Annotated in this window: 12 protein-coding genes; 8 read left to right on the forward strand and 4 right to left on the reverse strand. The window is 72.3% G+C overall.

All coding sequences use genetic code 11. From position 1 onward, the window contains the following. The first annotated feature begins 35 nt into the window (after positions 1-35). From MKK50_RS20950 to MKK50_RS20970, 5 genes are all read left to right on the forward strand, one after another. Positions 36-2,036, forward strand: a complete 2,001-nt coding sequence (locus MKK50_RS20950; RefSeq protein WP_499025043.1) for a heme lyase CcmF/NrfE family subunit — start codon at positions 36-38, stop codon at positions 2,034-2,036. Continuing rightward, a complete protein-coding gene (locus MKK50_RS20955) occupies positions 2,033-2,494 on the forward strand; it encodes a cytochrome c-type biogenesis protein (RefSeq protein ID WP_499025046.1) in 462 nt (153 codons plus the stop codon). The genes MKK50_RS20950 and MKK50_RS20955 overlap by 4 nt, the downstream gene beginning before the upstream one ends. A 112-nt stretch (positions 2,495-2,606) precedes the next feature. Then, entirely contained in the window at positions 2,607-3,284 is a 678-nt protein-coding gene (locus MKK50_RS20960; protein WP_499025048.1) for a DUF1007 family protein, read from the forward strand. Next, positions 3,275-4,288 carry a nickel/cobalt transporter gene (locus MKK50_RS20965; protein ID WP_499025049.1) on the forward strand — a complete coding sequence of 338 codons (1,014 nt, stop codon included), beginning with the start codon at positions 3,275-3,277 and terminating at the stop codon, positions 4,286-4,288. The genes MKK50_RS20960 and MKK50_RS20965 overlap by 10 nt, the downstream gene beginning before the upstream one ends. A 115-nt stretch (positions 4,289-4,403) precedes the next feature. Then, positions 4,404-5,135, forward strand: a complete 732-nt coding sequence (locus tag MKK50_RS20970; RefSeq protein ID WP_499025051.1) for a hypothetical protein — start codon at positions 4,404-4,406, stop codon at positions 5,133-5,135. Here the strand turns inward: MKK50_RS20970 and MKK50_RS20975 are convergent. Beyond that, a complete protein-coding gene (locus MKK50_RS20975) occupies positions 5,126-5,737 on the reverse strand; it encodes a histidine phosphatase family protein (protein ID WP_499025053.1) in 612 nt (203 codons plus the stop codon). The two genes, MKK50_RS20970 and MKK50_RS20975, sit on opposite strands and share 10 nt — an antisense overlap. A gap of 244 nt (positions 5,738-5,981) precedes the next feature. Here MKK50_RS20975 and MKK50_RS20980 point away from each other — a divergent pair, with 244 nt between their 5' ends. From MKK50_RS20980 to MKK50_RS20990, 3 genes are read left to right on the forward strand one after another with little or no spacing between them, the layout of a single operon-like run. Next, positions 5,982-8,183 (forward strand): marine proteobacterial sortase target protein, encoded by a 2,202-nt coding sequence (locus MKK50_RS20980; RefSeq protein ID WP_499025056.1) that lies wholly within the window; start codon positions 5,982-5,984, stop codon positions 8,181-8,183. Next, positions 8,180-8,797, forward strand: a complete 618-nt coding sequence (locus MKK50_RS20985) for a class GN sortase (protein ID WP_499025058.1) — start codon at positions 8,180-8,182, stop codon at positions 8,795-8,797. Before MKK50_RS20980 ends, MKK50_RS20985 begins: the two co-directional genes overlap by 4 nt. 51 nt (positions 8,798-8,848) lie before the next feature. After that, positions 8,849-9,649 carry a helix-turn-helix domain-containing protein gene (locus MKK50_RS20990; RefSeq protein WP_499025060.1) on the forward strand — a complete coding sequence of 267 codons (801 nt, stop codon included), beginning with the start codon at positions 8,849-8,851 and terminating at the stop codon, positions 9,647-9,649. A gap of 4 nt (positions 9,650-9,653) precedes the next feature. Here MKK50_RS20990 and sugE read toward each other — a convergent pair whose 3' ends face one another. The 3 genes from sugE to MKK50_RS21005 form a co-directional block, all read right to left on the reverse strand. Further along, positions 9,654-9,974: a quaternary ammonium compound efflux SMR transporter SugE gene (gene sugE / locus MKK50_RS20995; RefSeq protein WP_499025062.1), complete on the reverse strand. Its 321-nt coding sequence runs from the start codon at positions 9,972-9,974 to the stop codon at positions 9,654-9,656. 140 nt (positions 9,975-10,114) lie between these two features. Beyond that, positions 10,115-12,136 carry a penicillin-binding protein 1C gene (gene pbpC, locus MKK50_RS21000; protein WP_499025064.1) on the reverse strand — a complete coding sequence of 674 codons (2,022 nt, stop codon included), beginning with the start codon at positions 12,134-12,136 and terminating at the stop codon, positions 10,115-10,117. A gap of 265 nt (positions 12,137-12,401) precedes the next feature. Next, a complete protein-coding gene (locus MKK50_RS21005; RefSeq protein WP_499025067.1) occupies positions 12,402-17,720 on the reverse strand; it encodes an alpha-2-macroglobulin family protein in 5,319 nt (1,772 codons plus the stop codon). Between the last annotated feature and the right edge of the window lie 24 nt (positions 17,721-17,744).

Here is a 17,744-nt window from a genome sequence, read left to right on the forward strand (position 1 = left end):
ACCGTCCGGACCGAAACCGCGCGAGGGAACTGCCGGTGATCGTCGAAATCGGCCATTACGCGCTGGCGCTCGCGCTGGCGCTCTCCCTGGTGCAGGCGGTGATGCCCGCTTGGGCCGCCCGCTCGGGCGACGCGGCTTTGCGCGAGGTGGCGGGGCCCGCCGCGCTCGGCACCTTCGCCTGCATCCTGTTCGCCTTCTGCGCGCTGACCTACGCGCACGTGACGTCGGACTTCTCGGTCCAGAACGTCGTCGAGAACTCGCACACCGCCAAGCCCTTGATCTACAAGATCTCCGGCGTCTGGGGGAACCACGAGGGCTCGATGCTCCTCTGGGTGCTGATCCTCGCTTTGTTCGGCGCCTGGGTCGCCACCGCCAAGACCTCCGTGCCACCGGTGCTGCGCACCAACGCGCTGATGGTTCAGGCGAGCATCACCTTCGTGTTCGTGCTGTTCATCATCACGACCTCGAATCCCTTCGCCCGTGTCGCGCCGGCGCCGCTGGAGGGCAACGACCTCAACCCGCTGCTGCAGGATTTCGGCCTCGCGATCCATCCGCCGCTGCTCTATCTCGGCTATGTCGGCTTCTCGGTGACCTTCGCCTTCGCCGTCGCCGCCTTGATCGAGGGGCGCATCGATGCCGTCTGGGCGCGGGCGGTGCGGCCCTGGGCCCTGATCGCCTGGAGCTTCCTGACGCTCGGCATCGCGATGGGCTCGTACTGGGCCTATTACGAACTCGGCTGGGGCGGCTGGTGGTTCTGGGATCCGGTCGAGAACGCCTCGCTGATGCCCTGGATCGCCGGCACGGCGCTGTTGCACTCCATCGTCGTCATGGAGAAGCGCGACGCGCTCAAGGTCTGGACGGTCCTGCTCGCCATCCTCACCTTCTCGCTCTCGCTGGTCGGCACCTTCATCGTCCGCTCGGGGCTGCTCACCTCGGTGCACAGCTTCGCCTCCGATCCGAGCCGCGGCGTGTTCATCCTCGCGATCCTCGCGCTGTTCATCGGCGGCGCGCTGACCCTGTTCGCGTGGCGGGCGCCGAGCTTGCGCCAGGGCGGCCTGTTCGCGCCGATCTCCCGCGAGGGCGCTCTGGTGATGAACAACCTGTTCCTCGTCGCCGCCTGCGCCACTGTCTTCGTCGGCACGCTCTACCCGCTGCTGCTGGAGATGCTGACGGGCGAAAAAATTTCGGTCGGCCCGCCCTTCTTCAACTGGACCTTCATCCCGCTGGCGCTGCCGCTCCTCGTGATCGTGCCGTTCGGGCAGGCGCTGGCGTGGAAACGGGGGGATGCCGCCGCCGCCGCGCAGCGCCTGCTCGCCGCCTTCGCGGTGGCCCTCGTCGTCGCGCTCGGCGCGGCGGCTCTGGCCTGGGGCGGCCCGGTCATGGCACCGGTCGGCCTGGGCTTTGGCGCCTACCTCATCATCGGGTCGGTCCTTGAGATCTGGGCGCGCGCCCGCGGCTACGGCCACAACCGGACACGCGATCTTGGCACCACCTGGCGCCGGGCGATCGGCCTGCCGCGCTCGGCCTGGGGCACGGCTCTGGCCCATGCCGGCGTCGGCGTCGTCGTGCTCGGCATCGCCGGGCAGGGTTGGGCGACGGAGGGGCTGGCCACGATCCGGCCGGGCGGACAAGTCGCCTCCGGCCCCTACGTCGCTACACTCGATCGTGTCGGCCCGACCAAGGGCGAGAACTACGAGGAGACCACCGCCTTCCTGACGCTGCGCAACCGCGCGGGCGACTACGTGGGCACGACCGAGACCGGAAAGCGCTTCTACCCGTCCCGCCGGATGACGGTGACCGAATCCGGCCTAAAGACGGTCGGCGTCAGCCAGATCTACGCCAGCCTCGGCGAGGTGATGCCCGACGGCTCGATCGGCATGCGTCTCTACTACAAGCCGCTGGTGCTGCTGATCTGGATCGGTTCGCTCATCATGGCGGCCGGTGGCGGGCTCTCGCTCACCGACCGGCGCATGCGCGTCGGCGCTCCCGTCAAGGCGCGCGCCAAGCTGCCGCCCGCCGCGGTGCCCGCCGAATGACCCGCCTCCGCTCCACGATCGCCGCGCTCGCTCTGAGCCTCGCGGCGATCCCCGCACTTGCGGTGCAGCCGAACGAGGTGCTGAAGGACCCCGCCATGGAGGCGCGGGCGCGGCACATCTCGGAGGGCCTGCGCTGCCTCGTCTGCCAGAACCAGTCGATCGACGATTCCGACGCGCCGCTCGCCAAGGATCTGCGCGTGCTGGTGCGCGAGCGGCTCAAGGAGGGCGACAGCAACGGTCAAGTCATCGATTACGTCGTGGCCCGCTACGGCGAGTTCGTGCTGCTGCGCCCCGTCTTCGGTTGGCATACGCTGCTGCTGTGGCTGAGCCCGCTGCTCGCGGTGGGTCTCGGCGCCTTCGGTATCTGGCGTCTGTCGCGCCGCCGCCCGCCGACACGGGTAGCGGGTTTGTCCAAGGCGGAGGAAGCCGAGGTCGAGGCGCTGCTCAAGCGGCCGTAAGCGCAAGGGGATCGGCAGAGGCGCTCCGGCGCCCTGCTTTCGCCCGATCGGACGGGCAGGATCCGGCCCATCGTCGTCATCGCCGACCTGCCGCGAGCCTCCCCCGAGCGCCATGCCGATCGCCGCCTCTCTCCGATATCGCGCCCTCGCCGCCGCGCTCGGCCTCGTCGCCAGCCTCGCGACCGTGAGCTCGGCCCGGGCCCACCCCCATGTCTGGATCACGGCCAAGGCCGAACTCGCCTACGAGGCGGGCCGCGTCACCGGCATCCACCATGCCTGGACCTTCGATCCCGAATACACCGCCTTCCTGACGCAGGGGCTGGACGCCAACGGCGATGGCAAGGTCTCGCCCGAGGAGCTTCAGGGCTCGGCCAAGGAGCATGCCGGCAACCTCGCCGAGTTCGCATACTTCACGAAGCTTAAGGTGGCCGGCAAGGAGCAGAGCTTCGCCGAGCCGCAGGAGGCGCGCATGGCGATGGAGGGCGGCCGGCTCACCCTGAGCTTCCTGCTGCCGCTGAAGACCCCCGCCGTGCAGGGCAAGGGCGTCGCGGCGGTCGAGGTCTACGACCCGACCTACTTCATCGCCTTCAGCCTCGCCGACGGGGCCGACGCGATGCGCCTCGCCGGTGCCGCTCCCGGCTGCAGCATGACCGTGACGCGGGCGAAGAACACCGAACCGACGGTGGCCTCCGCCGGCCAGTCGATGACCGAGGCGATGTTCGAGGCACTGACCGCCGCCTCGAATTACGGTGAGCAGTTCGCCAACCGGGCCATCGTCGCATGTCCCTGACCGCCGCCCTGCGCCCCGCGGGTCTGGCGGGCGGGCGGTGGCCGCTGCGGCTGGCAGTTGCTGCCGGGGCGGTCGTGGCGGCTGGCGCTCTTCTCGCCGGCATCGCCTGGACGCTCGGCCCCGTCGCCGCGCCGCCGCCGCGCTCGCCCTTCGGCATCGGCTTCCGCGAAGCCGCGCCCGCGACGACCGGGCTCGGCGGCTGGCTGCTCGCGGTGCAGTCCAATTTCTCCAGCAACCTTCGCGCGGCCGTGACGGCGCTGAAGGCCGGCGGCCCCTGGATGCCGCTGATCGTGATGGGCTTTGCCTACGGCGTGTTCCACGCCGCCGGCCCCGGCCACGGCAAGGCGGTGATCGCCGGCTACATCGTGGCGGGCGAGCGCACGCTGCGGCGCGGCTTCGCCCTGAGCGCTGCCGCAGCCCTGCTCCAGGCTTGTGTCGCCATCGCCATCGTGCTCGTCGGCGTGCTCGTCCTCAACACGACCGCTGCCGGGATGACGCGGGCCGGCACCCTGATCGAGACCGTGAGCTTTGCCCTCGTGGCAGCGCTCGGCGCCGTGGTGACGTGGCGTAAGGCCGGGCGGCTCGCCGGCCTCGCCACCGATGCGCCGCCCGAGGCGTGCGGCCCCGGCTGCGGCCATACCCACCTGACCGATGCCGCCGCCCTCGACCGGCTCGGCGGCTGGCGCGAACGGGCCGGCGTGGTGCTCGCCGCGGGCTCGCGCCCCTGCGCCGGGGCGGTGCTGATCCTCGTGTTCTGCGCTGCGCAAGGCCTGCTCGCCGCCGGCATCGCCGCGACCTTCGCCATGGCGTTCGGCACCGCGCTCACCACCGGAGCGCTCGCAAGCCTTGCGGTATTCGCCAAGGCCCTGGCGCTGCGGCTTGCGGGCGGGCGTGGGCAGGCTGGCGCGCTGGCGGTCGGCGGGCTCGAATTGCTGGCCGGGGCCTTTGTGCTGGTGCTCGGGCTCGCCATGCTGTCGGGTGTAGCCTCCGGCCTGGGTGGCTAAAGCATCGTCCCGAAAGGTGGCCGCCGGCTTTCGGAAAAAGACGATGCTTTTGACAGACCTCTCGCCAAGGCCCACGCAGCCGTGCAAGCTTACCCCGGATCGGGAGGAGCCCTGCTTGAGCGAACACCACGCCCTCGACGTCTTCGCGCCCCTCCTCAACTGGCGGCTCCTGAAGGGCTCGCACGCCTTCCCCGGACCGGACGGGGGCACCTGCATCAACGAGGCGGCGATGGTCGCGGCGGGGCTGCCCTACCGGGCGATCACCGCGAGCGAGGAGTGTCCGCCCTGCTTCTCACGCCCGCTGGCGGCCTACGCGCTCGGTCTCAACGACGCCATGCCGGAGGCTGCGCGGCAGGGGCTGATGGCGTTCGTGCTGCGGCTCTCCGGCTCGGCGGATGCGCCTGCGGTTGAGGCCGCCCGCACCACCTTCCTCGCGCTCGAGAGCGCCCGCCGCATTCTGCCGCCGCTGCTCGATGCATCCGGATTGCCGGCGCTCGCCGCACGCTGCGAGACGGCCTCCGATGCGGGGGCGGCCATGGTCGTGCTCCGCACCGCCGAGATGCAGGGCGGTGCGCTGTCCCACGCCGCCGCCGGCCGCCACGCCTGGATCGTGGGTGCGCGCGCCTCCGCCGTGTCGCGCACCGCCACGGCGGCGTTGCGCGCCTTCGACGACCCGCGCAGCGCCGCCGAGGTGGCGGAGGGGGCGGCCCCCTTCGCGGAGGGGACGTGGCGGACCGCGCTCGGCCTCCTCGACGCGGCGCTTCGGATCGGCCGGCAGGCGCCGGAAATCGACCTGATGTCCGCGCATGCGCGTCTGGAGGCGGCGCGGGCCAGCGTTCAGCCGTAGGCGCGCGGGCGCGGCTCAGCGGCGAGGTCGACGTCGAGCGCCTCGCAGTTGGCGAGCCAGCGCCCGGTCAGGTGGTAGAAGAAGGTGCAGTGGCCGACGACCGCAATGGTCCGCTCCGGCCGCGCCCGCAGCCAGTCGCGAAACCCAGAGACGCGCTGGTCGAACAGCGTCCGCGGCTCGACGTGCCAGCCCTCGGGCCCGGCCTCGCCGTCCGCGTACCACCACGTCTCGGGAAGGTGGCCGACTTGGAAGGCCGGAAATTCCTGCGCCAGCACCGAGGCCGCCCGGCCGATGTCGCAACTGCTCTCCTGGCACTCGCGGTGGAGCACCTCCACCAGCACGTCGGGCCCGGCCGGGTGATCGGAGAAGATCCCGGCAGTGGTCTGGAGCGCCCGGGTCAGCGGCGAGGTGACGACGAGTTCGAAGGGGATACCGCGCAGCGCCTTCCGGGCCGCGGCAACCTGCGCGTGGCCGCGCTCGGACAGGCGCGCATCGATGTGGCCGGGGTCGCGCCCCGTCGCCTCGTGATGCGCGTTGAAGGTCGATTCGCCGTGGCGGATGCAGACGATGCGGGTGGCGGAGGGCGGGGTCGAGCGGGACATCGCCCCGATGTAGGCGGATCCCGCGCCGCGGGAAGCGGCCGTGACGCCGCGCCCGATCTTCCGCACCGATCCGGACGAAGCGTCACAGTAAGCGGCGAATGGCGCCGCTTTCCGGACATCGCGCGCCGCCCGGGTGCGGAGCGGGGCCGAAGGTGGGCGAAGCGTCCCGTGGCGGCGCGGCACCCACTGGAGGAGCCTTGGCAGGAACCGGCCGCCGCGCCGGCATCCGCCGATGGAGGCTTCCATGCTCTCGCTTCCCCACTCGCCGCTTCCCCACTCCCCGCTGCCACACTCGGCGCTCGCGCGCCCGGCTCCCGGCCTGACGCGCAACCTGCTGCTCGGGCCGCTGATCGCCCTGCTGCTCGCGCTCGTTGCCGGCATTGCGCCGGCAAGGGCACAGGATTCGAGGGCACAGGACGGCAGCGGCACGCTGTTGCTGCGCTTCGAGGGCGGGGCGCCCGTCGAGGCGCCCCGCCTGAAGGCGGATGCCGCGATCACCGTGAGCGGCCCGACCGCGCGGGCGACGATCACCCAGGCCTTCCGCAACACGACCGCCGAATGGGTCGAGGGCACCTACCTGTTCCCGCTGCCGGAGGATGCGGCGGTCGATACGATGAAGCTCGTGGTCGGCGACCGGGTCATCGTCGCCGACATCCGCGAGCGCGAGGCGGCGCGGCGCGTCTACGAGGCAGCGAAGGCCGAGGGCAAGGCCGCCGCGCTCACCGAGCAGCAGCGTCCCAACCTGTTCACCAATGCGGTCGCCAATATCGGCCCCGGCGAGACCGTGCTGGTGCAGATCGAGTACCAGCAGCCGGTGCGGTCCTCCGCCGGCACCTACACCCTGCGCCTGCCGACCGTCGCCGCCCCGCGCTACAGCCCCGCGCCCCCGGCGGTGACCTCCGTCGTCGAGCGGGCCCCCGCCGCCGATCCCGTTCCGGATCGCGAAACGATCGCGGCCCCGGTGCTCGACCCGGCCCGCCACGCGCCGATCAACCCGCTGACGCTCACCATCGCTCTCAAGGCCGGCTTTGCCCTGGGCCAAGTGCGCAGCGCCACCCACGCAATCCGCGTCGAGGAAGTGTCCGGAAACGAGCGCCGCATCACGCTCGCCGACGGCGCCACCGCCGCCGACCGCGATTTCGAGCTGACCTGGACCGCCGCCCCCGGCGAGGCGCCCTCGGTCGGCCTGTTCCGCGAGCGGGTCGCGGGGGCTGAGGCGGTGCTCGCCGTGGTGACCCCGCCGGAGACCGCGAGCCCGGCCGCAACCGTCCCTCGCGACGTGGTGTTCGTCATCGATAATTCCGGCTCCATGGGCGGCGCCTCGATGCGCCAGGCCAAGGCGGGCCTGCTGATCGGCCTCGACCGGCTGGGCGCAAATGACCGCTTCAACGTGATCCGCTTCGATCACAGCTTCGACACGCTGTTCCCGGATCTGGTGGCCGCCGACGCGCACCATCTGGCGCGCGCCAAAAGCTTCGTGGCGGGGCTCCAGGCGAGCGGCGGCACGGAGATGCTGGCGCCGCTCCGGGCCGCCCTGCGGGATGCGACGCCGGAGGAGACGGCGCGCCTGCGCCAGGTCGTGTTCCTCACGGATGGCGCCATCGGCAACGAGGCGCAGATCTTCTCCACCATCGCGACGGAGCGTGGGCGCTCGCGGCTGTTCATGGTCGGCATCGGCTCGGCCCCGAACGGCGACCTGATGCGCCACGCCGCCGAACTCGGGCAGGGCAGCTTCACCCAGATCGACACGCCCGAACAGGTGACCGACCGGATGCGCGCCCTGTTGATGAAGCTGGAGAGTCCCGCCGTCACCGACCTGACCGCGACCTTCTCCGAGCCCAGCATCGACGTGACGCCGGCCCGCCTGCCCGACCTGTACCGGGGCGAGCCGCTCACCCTGTCGGCCCGGATGGGGCAGGCCCGCGGCACCCTGACCCTCACCGGCCGGATCGGCGGCCAACCCTGGCAGACGCTTCTGCACCTCGATGCGGCGCAGGAGGGAACCGGCATCGGCAAGCTCTGGGCGCGGGCGAAGATCGCCGAGGCCGAGACCGCGCGGCTGACCGGTGGGCTCTCGCCGGAGGCAGCCGACGCGGCGATCCTGCGGCTGGCTCTCGACCACGGGCTGACGACCCGCCTGACCTCGCTCGTGGCGGTGGACGCTACCCCGCGCCGGCCGGCCGGGATGCGCCTTGCCAGCACCGAACTGCCGCTTAACCTGCCGGCCGGCTGGGACTTCGAGACGGTGTTCGGCACGCAGGACGAGGCTCCGCAGCTTCCCCCGCCGCCGCGCCAGCGCCGCGCCGCGGCCTCGGCCACGCAGATGGCCGCCGCGCAGGCGGTGGCGCTGCCGCAGACCGCCACGGATTTCGAGATCCGCGCATGGCTCGGGGCGCTGCTGCTGGCGCTCGGTCTCCTCCTCTCCCACCGCCGGTTCGCGGCGTGAGCGGGCGCGCACGACAGGGCGCCGCATCACGGCGCTCGGGTCGGCGGGGCCTCGCCGCCCTTCCGGCCTTCCTGCTCGTCGCGGCCGGCTTGGTTCTGCTGGCGCAGGCGGCCTGGATTCCGGCCAAGGCCGCCCTGGCGCAGGTGCTGCTGGAGCGCGCCTTCGCCCGCACCCTGGCCGAGGGCGTGGCCGTCCCTCCCTGGCCCTGGGCCGATACGGTGCCGGTCGCCCGCATCGGCTTCCCGCGGCTCGGCGAGCATTACGTGGTGCTCGCCGGTTCGAGCGGGCAGGCGCTGGCCTTCGGGCCCGGCCATGTCGAGGGCACGCCGGAGGCGGGCGAACCGGGAACGGCGGTCTATGCCGCCCACCGCGACACCCAGTTCCGCAGTCTCGGACGGCTCTCCATCGGTGATCTCATCGAAGTGGTGCGCCGCGATCGCGTCAGCGCACGCTTCCGCGTCACCGGGAAACGAGTCGAGCGCTGGGACGCCTCCGGCCTCGATCCGGCCGCGCCGGGCCGCCGCCTCGTGCTCGCCACCTGCTGGCCGCTCGACGCGGTGACGCCGGGGCCGGAGCGGTTGCTGGTGGAGGCGGATGCGGTCACCGAGCCTTGACGCCTCCCTCAGCTGTGCGGTTCTGTGCGGATCCGTCCGGAACCGCACGCCATGTCGCTGATCGAGGCCGATCACCCCGAGACCGAACTGCCTGACGGGCAGAGCCGCGCCATCGCGGACGCTGTGCGTGAGGCGCTGGCCCGCCGCCGGATGTCCCGGCAGGCGCTCGCGGACGCGGCCCGCATCAGCATCTCGACCCTCGAGAAGGCGCTGTCGGGCCGCCGGCCCTTCACGCTGGCGACCACGCTGCGCCTGGAGGAGGCGCTGGGCCTTCCCCTCAGGGTGCAGGGCACCGCACCGCCGATGGCGATCGCGGAGAAGGCGCGCCACGCCCCGGAAGAGTTCGGCTCCTACACCCGCGAGGCGGTGGCCTTCCTGACCGGGCGCTACCTGACGCTACGCCCCTCCTTCGGGCAGGCGGGGGCGATCTTCGCCTACCGCACCGAGATCGCCTGGGACGCCGACAGCGCCCGGCTCGTCTTCCGCGAGGCCGAGCGGCTCGACGCGCCGTTCGCGCAATCCGGCACCGTCTCGGTGCCGAACCAATCGGGCCAGATCTACCTCGTCACCAACTTCCAGGGGCAGTACCGCCTCGCTGTGCTCGGACGCCCGACGATCCAGGGCGAGATGTTCGGCATCCTGATGACCCTGTTCTCCGGCCGCGGCACCCAGCTCACCCCGGCCGCGGCCCCGCTCGCCCTGGTGCCGGAGCGCGGGGCGCTGGCGGAGGGGGCGCAGTACGGGCGCATCACCACCGGGATGGCCTGCGAGCCGGCCTACCGGCGCATCCTCGACCGGGTGCGCGAGGATGTGTTCGCGGTGTTTCCAGGGTGCGGGGAGGGAGTGGCCTGAAGCGTCAGGCCGTGCTCGACAGCTTCATCAGCACGAGGCCGCCGACGATCAGCAGCGCCGCCACGATGCGGGTGGCGTTCATCGCCTCGCCGAGAAAGGCGATGCCGACGATGAAGGCGCCGACGGCACCGATGCCGGTCCAGATCGTGTAGGCGGTGCCGAGCGGCAGGCTGCGCATCGCCCAGGCGAGGCAACCGAAGCTCAAGCCCATGGTCACGAGGGTGATGACGCTCGGCCAGAGGCGCGAGAACCCCTCCGACTGCTTCATCGAGAAGGCCCAGACGACCTCCAGCAAACCGGCGACGACAAGAACGATCCAGGCCACGGCAACCTCATGGGGCGCATGAGCCGGGCCGTCCCGGACTTGGGCCCCTGGATGGGGGAGGACGTTGCCTCGCAGACGCTTCACTTAAAGCGGAGGCTGGAAGAGTCACGTGTGAGGCCGCACCGCAAAATCGCCAGTCGCTATTCCAACCGCACCACCACGCTGTCGCTGGCGCCCGCCGCATCCATCACCGAAATCCGGGCGAAGCCTGCCCCCTCCGGGCTCCATTCCGATTGCCGGCGCATCGCCTCCGCCACCGGCAGGCCATCGACCATCCAGGTCAGCGGCGGCTGGCCGCCCAGCGCCTTGAGGGCGAGGCGTGCCTGCGCGCCTTCACTCAAACCGAGATCGACCCGGGCGCCGTCCGGCGGGTAGGCGATCTTGAGGGGCACGCCGAGGGTCGCGGCGAAGGTTTTCGGCGCGTCGCGGCGGATGTGGCGCAGCGGCGGGGGCAGGGCCATGGTCGCGACGACCAGCGCGTCGCGGGGACGGGGCAGGGTCTCCGGCTCGCCGCCGAACCGGGCGAAGGCGTCGAACAGGATCGGCGCGGCTTGGGCGCGCCCGACGAGCCCCGGCACCGAGGCGCCGTCGGGGCGGCCGATCCAGACCGCGATCGTCACGCGGGCATCGAACCCCACCGCCCAGGCGTCGCGGTAGCCGTAGGAGGTGCCGGTCTTGAAGCTGATCCGGCCGGGCAGGGCGTTCTCCGGGGGCGGGGCGCCGCGCAGGGTGTCGGCGACGTACCAGGCCGCCACCGGATCGGCGATGCGCCGCTCCGGCTCCGGCGCGGCCGGGTTTCCGTCGAGGCGCCGGGCCAGCGCCGGCACGCCGCCGCCTCGGGCGAGCCCCGCATAGAGCCGGGCGAGGTCGGTGAGCGTGATGCCGAGGCCGCCGAGCGCCACGGGCAGGCCCGGCGCCGTGTCGCGCGGTAGCAGGATCGTCGCGCCGGCGCCCCGCAGCCGCGCGATAAAGCGGGCGGCGCCGACCGCATCCAGAAGCTCGACCGCGGGCAGGTTCAGCGATTGCTGGAGTGCGACCCGCGCCGTCACCGTGCCGCGATACCCCATGTCGAAGTTTTCCGGGGCGTAGCTCGCGGCAAAGCGCGCCGGGCGGTCGTCGAGCAGCGTTTCCGGGTGGGCGAGCCCGTCCTCGAAGGCGAGCGCGTAGATGAACGGCTTCAAGGCCGAGCCCGGCGAGCGCACCGCCTGCGTGGCATCGACGGCACCCGCACGGGCAGCGTCGAGGTAGCCGGCGCTGCCGACATGGGCGAGCACCGCGCCGGTGCGGTTGTCGAGGGCGAGGATCGCGGCGGAGAGCGCCGGGCCGGCGGCAGTCGCGCGCTCGGTCGCCAGTGCCTCGAGGCTCGCCTGAAGGCGCGCGTCGAGCGTCAGATGCTGCACCCGCGCTGACTCGTCGGCGGCATGCGCCTGCTCGGCGGCATGGGCCGCGAGCATTGGGAATTGTTTGCGGAGTGCCGGCACCGGCTCGGCCTTGGCGGCCTGCGCTTCGTCGGCGGTCAGCACGCCGCGCTCGGCGGCGATGTCTAGCACCCGATCGCGGGCGCGCCGGGCGTTGGCAGCGAAGCGGTCGGGCCGGCGTGCCTCGGGTGATTGCGGCAGGGCGACGAGGAGCGCGCTCTCGGCAAACGACAGCCGGGCCGGCTCGCGGCCGAAATAGGCAAGGCTTGCCGCCCGCACCCCCTCGACCGGGCCACCATAGGGGGCGAGCGCGAGGTAGAGGTCGAGCACGCCGGATTTGCCGAGCGTGCGCTCCAGCTCGACCGCGCGGACCATCTGCCGGAGCTTTGCCAGCAGCGAGCGCTCGGCGCGTGGCTCGACGAGGCGGGCGACCTGCATCGACAGCGTCGAGCCGCCCGACACGATTTTTCCATGCGCGAGCCATTGCCACGCAGCGCGAGCCGTCGCCGCCGGGTCGATGCCAGGGTGGCTGTCGAAGCGGCGGTCCTCGTAGGCCTTGAGCATGGCCAGGTACCGCGAATCGATCGCGTCCGCGGTGACGGGCAGGCGCCAGCGCCCGTCGGCGGTGGCGAAGGGGCGCAGCAACTGGCCCTTCCGGTCGAGGATGACGGTGGAGCGCAAGCTCGCCTGGGTCAGGTCGAGGGGCGGGAGCGTGGCGGCGTAGCGCCAAAGGGCGCCTGCCATCAGAGCGACGAGGACAACGGAGAGAGCGAGAGCAGCGCCGACGCGTCTCCCTCTCCCCGCGCGCGGGGAGAGGCCTGTCTGCACCTTGTCGTGCAGACAGGAAGCGGAGGCGGAGCCGGAGCGGCGGTGAGGAGGAGCCTCAGGAGGAGCTTCTTGCGGCGCCGCCCCCTCACCCCCGGCTGCCGCCTTGCCGAGCCCCCGACGAGGGGGGCTCGGCCCTCTCCCCGCGCGCGGGGAGAGGGGCTCTGCGTCGGCGGCCATGCCTCTACTTCGCGGAAGTGACCTCGACCGATCCGAACGCGGTGCGTCCGAACCGTTCGGGGCGGTACATGTCCTCGACGCTCGCGCCCGGATGCACGTAGGTGCCGGGCGAGACCACGCGCACGGTGTAGGCCGCCGAGAAGAAGGCGGATTGCTCCGGGGTGCGGTCGTAGGCGGCCACGAAGCGGTCGTCGCGGAACTCGGTGTGGACCGGAGCCACGTCCGACTTGGCGAAGCTGAGGCCCGAGAGCGCGTCGGCATCGAGGAGCTTCGGGTTGTCGATCTCCAGCCCCGCGGGCAGGCGATCGACCAGCAGCAGGCGCCCGGCGCTGGCCTTGGCCTCGGTCACCTTCAGCACCACGACGAGGCGGTCGTTCTGGCGCAGGGGCTTTCCGAGATCCACCGGGCTGCCGTCGAGCCGGTAGACGCTGCGCTCCACCGTGAAGCCCTGGGAGGCCGCCGGCTCCGGGGCGATCGGGTTGCCCTGGACGCCGATCGCGACCGGCACCGCCTCGCGGCCGGCATTGACGATCCGCACCGGGCGCGCCTCCAGAGCGGGGGCCCGATAGAGCCGCGAGAGCGGTCCGGTCTCGGTCTTGCCGTCGACGGTCAGCGCGAGGCTGTCGGAATCCTTGGCGAGGCTTTGCGCGGCCAGCACCATCCAGGCGTTCTCCTGGGTGCTGGTGGAGCGGCCGTCCGCCCGCTCCTGGCCGAGCACGGCGGCGACCGGCTGCAGCGTCGCCTGAGTGAGCCCGGCCTCGCCCGAGAGCGCCAGCAGGGCGGCGCCATCGCGCAGGCGCGAGCCGTAATCGGCGCGGTAGGTGCCCCGATCACGCTCGGCCTGGAGGGCCTGCACCGCCGCCTCGAAGCCCTTTTGCGCCCGGCCGCGATCACCGAGGAGGGCCAGCGCGGCGGCGAGCTGCCCGCGACCCAAGGGCGTGGCGAAGTCGGTGAGCTTGGTGTCGGCGAGGTAGCGCAGATCACCCATCACCGGGCGGCCGTTGCGGGCGAGCACGTAGGCGGCATAGGCGATGTCCATGCCGCCGTTCTCGATCGTGGTGGTGTTGGCCACCGTGTTGCGCAGGCGGTCGAGCGCGCTGTTGAAGGCGGTTTGCGGCACGGCAAAGCCCCGCTCGCGGGCGCGGGTGAGGAAGTCGGTGGCGTAGGCGGTCAGCCACGTGTCGCCGGCATTCTCCGTGGACCACGCGCCGAAGGCGCCGCTCGAATCCTGGCGCGCCAGCACCCGCTCGATCGCCCCGCGCACCCGCTCGTCGAGTTTCCCGTCGAGGCCGAGCTTCTCGCCCGCCGCGAGCGCGTTGACGTAGAGCAGCGGCATCGCCCGGCTGACGATCTGCTCGGAGCAGCCGTAGGGGTAGCGGTCGAGCGATTGCAGCAGGGCGGCGACGTCGATGCCCCCCAAGCGGTTGGCGGAGACCGAGACCGCCCCGGTGCCCGGCAGGATGTCGGCGAGCAGATCCGGCGTCAGGTCGAGCCCGGCGCCGGGCTCCAGCGGGCGCACGCTGCGGCGCACGAGGGCGCTGGTGCCGGGATTGATCCCGAGCGCGAAGGATTGGCCGGCGCTGCCCTGGATGCCGGGCCCGGTGAGGCTCAGGTCGAGCCGGGCCGTGCCGGGGCCGGCGGCGGTGATCGGGATCACCAGTTGCCCCTTGGCGCCGGCCTCCAGGCGCAGGGTGGAGCGCACCGCCTCGCCCGCCACCACGACGGGGCCGGTGAGGTCGAGGTCGACGGTGTAGTCGCCGGCCGCCCCCTCGACGTTGTCGAGGGCGACGAAGAAGCGTGATCGGTCGCCGACATTGAGGAAACGCGGCAGGGTGCCGGTGAGGACCACCGGATCGCGGACGATCACGTCGGCCTGGGCCTGGCCGACCCTCGCCTTGGTCCAGGCGGTCGCCATCAGCCGGGCGGTACCGTTGAAGGCCGGCAACTCCAGCGGGATCTTGGCCGTTCCGTCCGCACCCACCGTGACGACGCCGGAATAGAGCGCGAGCGGGGCTTGTGTCGGCGGTGCGTCGGCGAGTTCGGTCGCCCCGCCGTCGCCGCCGGAGCGGATCGCGCCGAGCGTGCCCTGCATGCCGTCGATCAGGTAACCCCAGAGGTCGCGGATCTCGGGGCCCAGCGCCTTCTGGCCGAAGAAGTAGCCGAACGGGTTCGGCGCCTCGTAGCGGGTCAGGTTGAGGATGCCGACATCGACCGCCGCCAGCGTCACCCGCGCCTCCTCGCCGGGAGCGAGGCCGGCGAGTTTCACGGGCACGGTCAGCGTGCCACGGGGGCGCACCTTCTCCGGCGCCTCGATCGAGACGGAGAGGCCGCGCTTCTCCTTGTCGACGGAGAACCATGCCACCCCGAGCGCCCGGCCCGGCATGCGCTTGGCCGCTTGGTCGAGCGGCCGGTAGGCGGTGGCGACGAGGTAGGCGCCCGCGCCCCATTCCGCCTTGACCGGGATGTCGACGGTGGTGCCGCCCTCCGCGACCGTCACGTCGCGGATCTCGTGAACCCGGTCGCTGACGACGGCGAGCGTCGCGGTGCCGGCGAATTTCGGCGCGAGCCGGGCGCGCAGCCGTTCGCCGGCCGCGTAGGCCGGCTTGTCGAGGGTGAGGTCGAGGAGGTCGGGCACGTCGGCGGTCTCGGCGCCGCCCCAGCCGACGGTGAAGGAGACGCTGACCCCCGCTTGCGGCTGGCCGGGAACGCTCGCTTCCAGCCGGTACTGGCCGAAGCCCACCGGCACGGCGATGCGCGCGGGTGCGTCGGCGGCAATCGCCACGCGCCCGTCGGCGACGCGACGGCTGGATTTGACCGGCTCGAAGCTCCAGCGCCCGTCGGCCCGGTACCATTGATAGGTGCGCTCGACCTTCGACAGCGTCCAGGTCACGCCGTCCTGTGTCAGGCGGCGTCCGTCGGGGGCGGCCATGACGACGTCGAAGGTCGCGGTCGCGTTCTCGGCGAGGTCGCCGCCGAAGTTTTTCCGAATGGCCAGCACGGGCTGGGCCGGCAGGATCGGAAGGGTGACGCTGCGGCTCAGCGCCCGGCCGCCCGGTTCGCCGACGGCGAGGGTGATCTTCGCCTCCAGCGCGCGGGGGGCCGCCACCTCCTGCACCGGCACCGTGATGCTGGTCTTGCCCTGCGCGTCGGTGGTGGCCTTGGCGTCGATCTCGGCGGTCGTCGCCTCCACCGCCTCGTCGTCGAGGCCGATGGAGAAGCCGTCGAGGCCCTTGATGCCGGGATTGGCGGCGGCCTGCACCGCGACCGAGCCCGAGACCTCGAGCCCCGAGCCCGGCGCGCCGTAGAGGTAGCGCGCGGCGACATCGATGACCGCCGGCTCGCCGCGGGCGAGGCTCGGCGTCTTCGGGGTAAGGCTCACCTCCAGCCGCTCGGGAACGTAATCCTCGACGAGCCAGCTCGCCTCGCCGACGGGCGGCGCCTTAGGGTCGGTATAGGCCGCAACGCGCCACGTGCCGTGCATGGCGCCGGCCATCAGCGGCAGGGCAAGGGAGCGCCCGCCGAGCCCCTCGTCGGCCACCGCCGCGCGGCGGTACTCGACGCCGTCGGGCCGCTTCACCACAAGCGTCAGCGGCAGGCCGGCCACCGCCGCCCCCTGCGGATCGCGCAAGATGGCGGTGAGCTGCACCGTCTCGCCGGAGCGGTAGACCCCGCGCTCGGGGAAGACGTAGGCTTCGGCCCCGCCCGGCGCCGGGCGACCCTTCACCCCGCGGTCGGAGAGATCGAAGGCGCCGAGCGCCAGATCGAGGAAGCCGTAATCGTCGCCGACCTGCGCCACCACGAGGCCCGGCGCCAGCCCACCCTCGCCGCGGGCGAGGCCGGCGGGGAAGGCGGCATGGCCCTGGCCGTCGGTCTTGGCGGTCGCGAGCACGTCGTTGTTGCGGGCGACGAGCCGGATCTCGGCGCCCGACACGGTCTTGGCGCTGGCGAGCGAGCGGGCGAAGACGTGCACGCCGTCGCGGCCCTTGAAGGCGGTCAGCCCGAGATCGGAGACGACGAACCACTGCGTCGCCTGGGTCTCGTAGCCGCCATACTCATCGTCGGATGAATCCGTGGTGCCGGTGGGCTTGGCCAGCATCAGGTAGAGGCCGGGCTCCAGCTTGCCGACCGCCTGGAGCACGGGGAAGGCGGTCACCGCCTCGCGGTTGGTCTCGGCCTTGGCCGTATCGAGCGTGCCCTTCCAGACACGCTGGCCCTTCTGGTCGGCGATGGTTTTGGCCGTCGAGCCGCTGAGCTGGCTCAAGAAGTCCTCGGAGCGGAGTGCGGGCAACAGGCCGCGATCGCCGATGCGCAGCACCTCGACATCGAGCTTGTCCGCGTTGACCGAGACCAGCGGCACGCCGGCCTGACCGGTGCGGGGCAGAACGTAGTTGCGGCCGGTGAAGCGCACCTGGGGCGAGCGGTCGCGAACGTAGACCTCGTAATCGGCCGATTTCAGCAGATTTTCGCCGACCGAAGAGGGCAGGCCCTGGCGCACCACGAAGGCGTAGCGCTCGGAATGCTTGAGCCCATCGACGCAGACCTGCGAGCCCTCCGCCGTGACGGCGGCGTTGGTCGCGCCCGAGACGGCGATGTAGGGCGCGTAGTCGGTCTTCGGGACGAGGCTTTCCGAGAAGGTGAAGCAAACCCGCGGTGCGGCGGCATCCGAATCGACCTTGTAGTCGAGGATGCGGAAGCCGTGATCCGCGCGCAGCTTCTCGTAGGCGGCGCGGGTCTGCGCCTCGTCTCGGATTGCGAGGCTCGCCCGGTAGGCTTCCAGCGCGGGCCGCCACTCGGACTGGGCCGCCTGGATCTCGCCGAGCCGGGACAGGGCGCGGGCCTCGTCCGCCGGGTTCCTTGCGCGGAGATAGCCCTGGTAGGCGGCGGCGCTCGCGCGACCCTTCAGCTTGAACCGGGCGGAATAGTCGGCGCGCTCCTCGTCGTTGCCGGCGGCAATGGCCGCGTTGGCGTAGTCGAGCCAGTTGCGGACATCGTTCGGGTCGGCGGCGACTGCGGCGGCGTAGGCGTTCAGCTCGGCATCCGGCTCGGCCCCTTCGGTCCGTGCGGCGGTCTCCGCCTCGCGGCGCCACTGTGCCGCCGTTTTGGCGCCGGGGGGCGCCTCGCTCTTGAGCGCGGTCTCCAGCCGGACGCCCGCACTCGCAAGCCCCTCGCGCACGAAGGTTTTCGCAACAGGGGCGGTCACCGATCTCGGCGGTGCGGCTGGGGGGGCGGCCGGGCGCAGCGTCTGGGCCAGGGCCGGGACACCGAGCCACATCGCGCCGATGAAGGCTGCTCCGAGGTGCCCGAGACGGTTGCCTTGGGACATGCGCGCGTCTCCTCCGACCGGTGC

This window comes from Methylobacterium sp. J-043 (assembly GCF_022829505.1).
In the GTDB taxonomy this organism is placed as follows: Bacteria; Pseudomonadota; Alphaproteobacteria; order Rhizobiales; family Beijerinckiaceae; genus Methylobacterium; species Methylobacterium extorquens_A.

What these genes read in the sequence shown, in the direction of transcription:
- MKK50_RS20955 (WP_499025046.1), top strand. Translation starts at nt 2,033, where the DNA reads ATGACCCGCCTCCGCTCCACGATCGCCGCGCTCGCTCTGAGCCTCGCG.
- MKK50_RS20960 (WP_499025048.1), top strand. Translation starts at nt 2,607, where the DNA reads ATGCCGATCGCCGCCTCTCTCCGATATCGCGCCCTCGCCGCCGCGCTC.
- MKK50_RS20965 (WP_499025049.1), top strand. Translation starts at nt 3,275, where the DNA reads ATGTCCCTGACCGCCGCCCTGCGCCCCGCGGGTCTGGCGGGCGGGCGG.
- MKK50_RS20975 (WP_499025053.1), bottom strand. Translation starts at nt 5,737, where the DNA reads ATGTCCCGCTCGACCCCGCCCTCCGCCACCCGCATCGTCTGCATCCGC.
- MKK50_RS20980 (WP_499025056.1), top strand. Translation starts at nt 5,982, where the DNA reads ATGCTCTCGCTTCCCCACTCGCCGCTTCCCCACTCCCCGCTGCCACAC.
- MKK50_RS20990 (WP_499025060.1), top strand. Translation starts at nt 8,849, where the DNA reads ATGTCGCTGATCGAGGCCGATCACCCCGAGACCGAACTGCCTGACGGG.
- pbpC (WP_499025064.1), bottom strand. Translation starts at nt 12,136, where the DNA reads ATGGCAGGCGCCCTTTGGCGCTACGCCGCCACGCTCCCGCCCCTCGAC.
- MKK50_RS21005 (WP_499025067.1), bottom strand. Translation starts at nt 17,720, where the DNA reads ATGTCCCAAGGCAACCGTCTCGGGCACCTCGGAGCAGCCTTCATCGGC.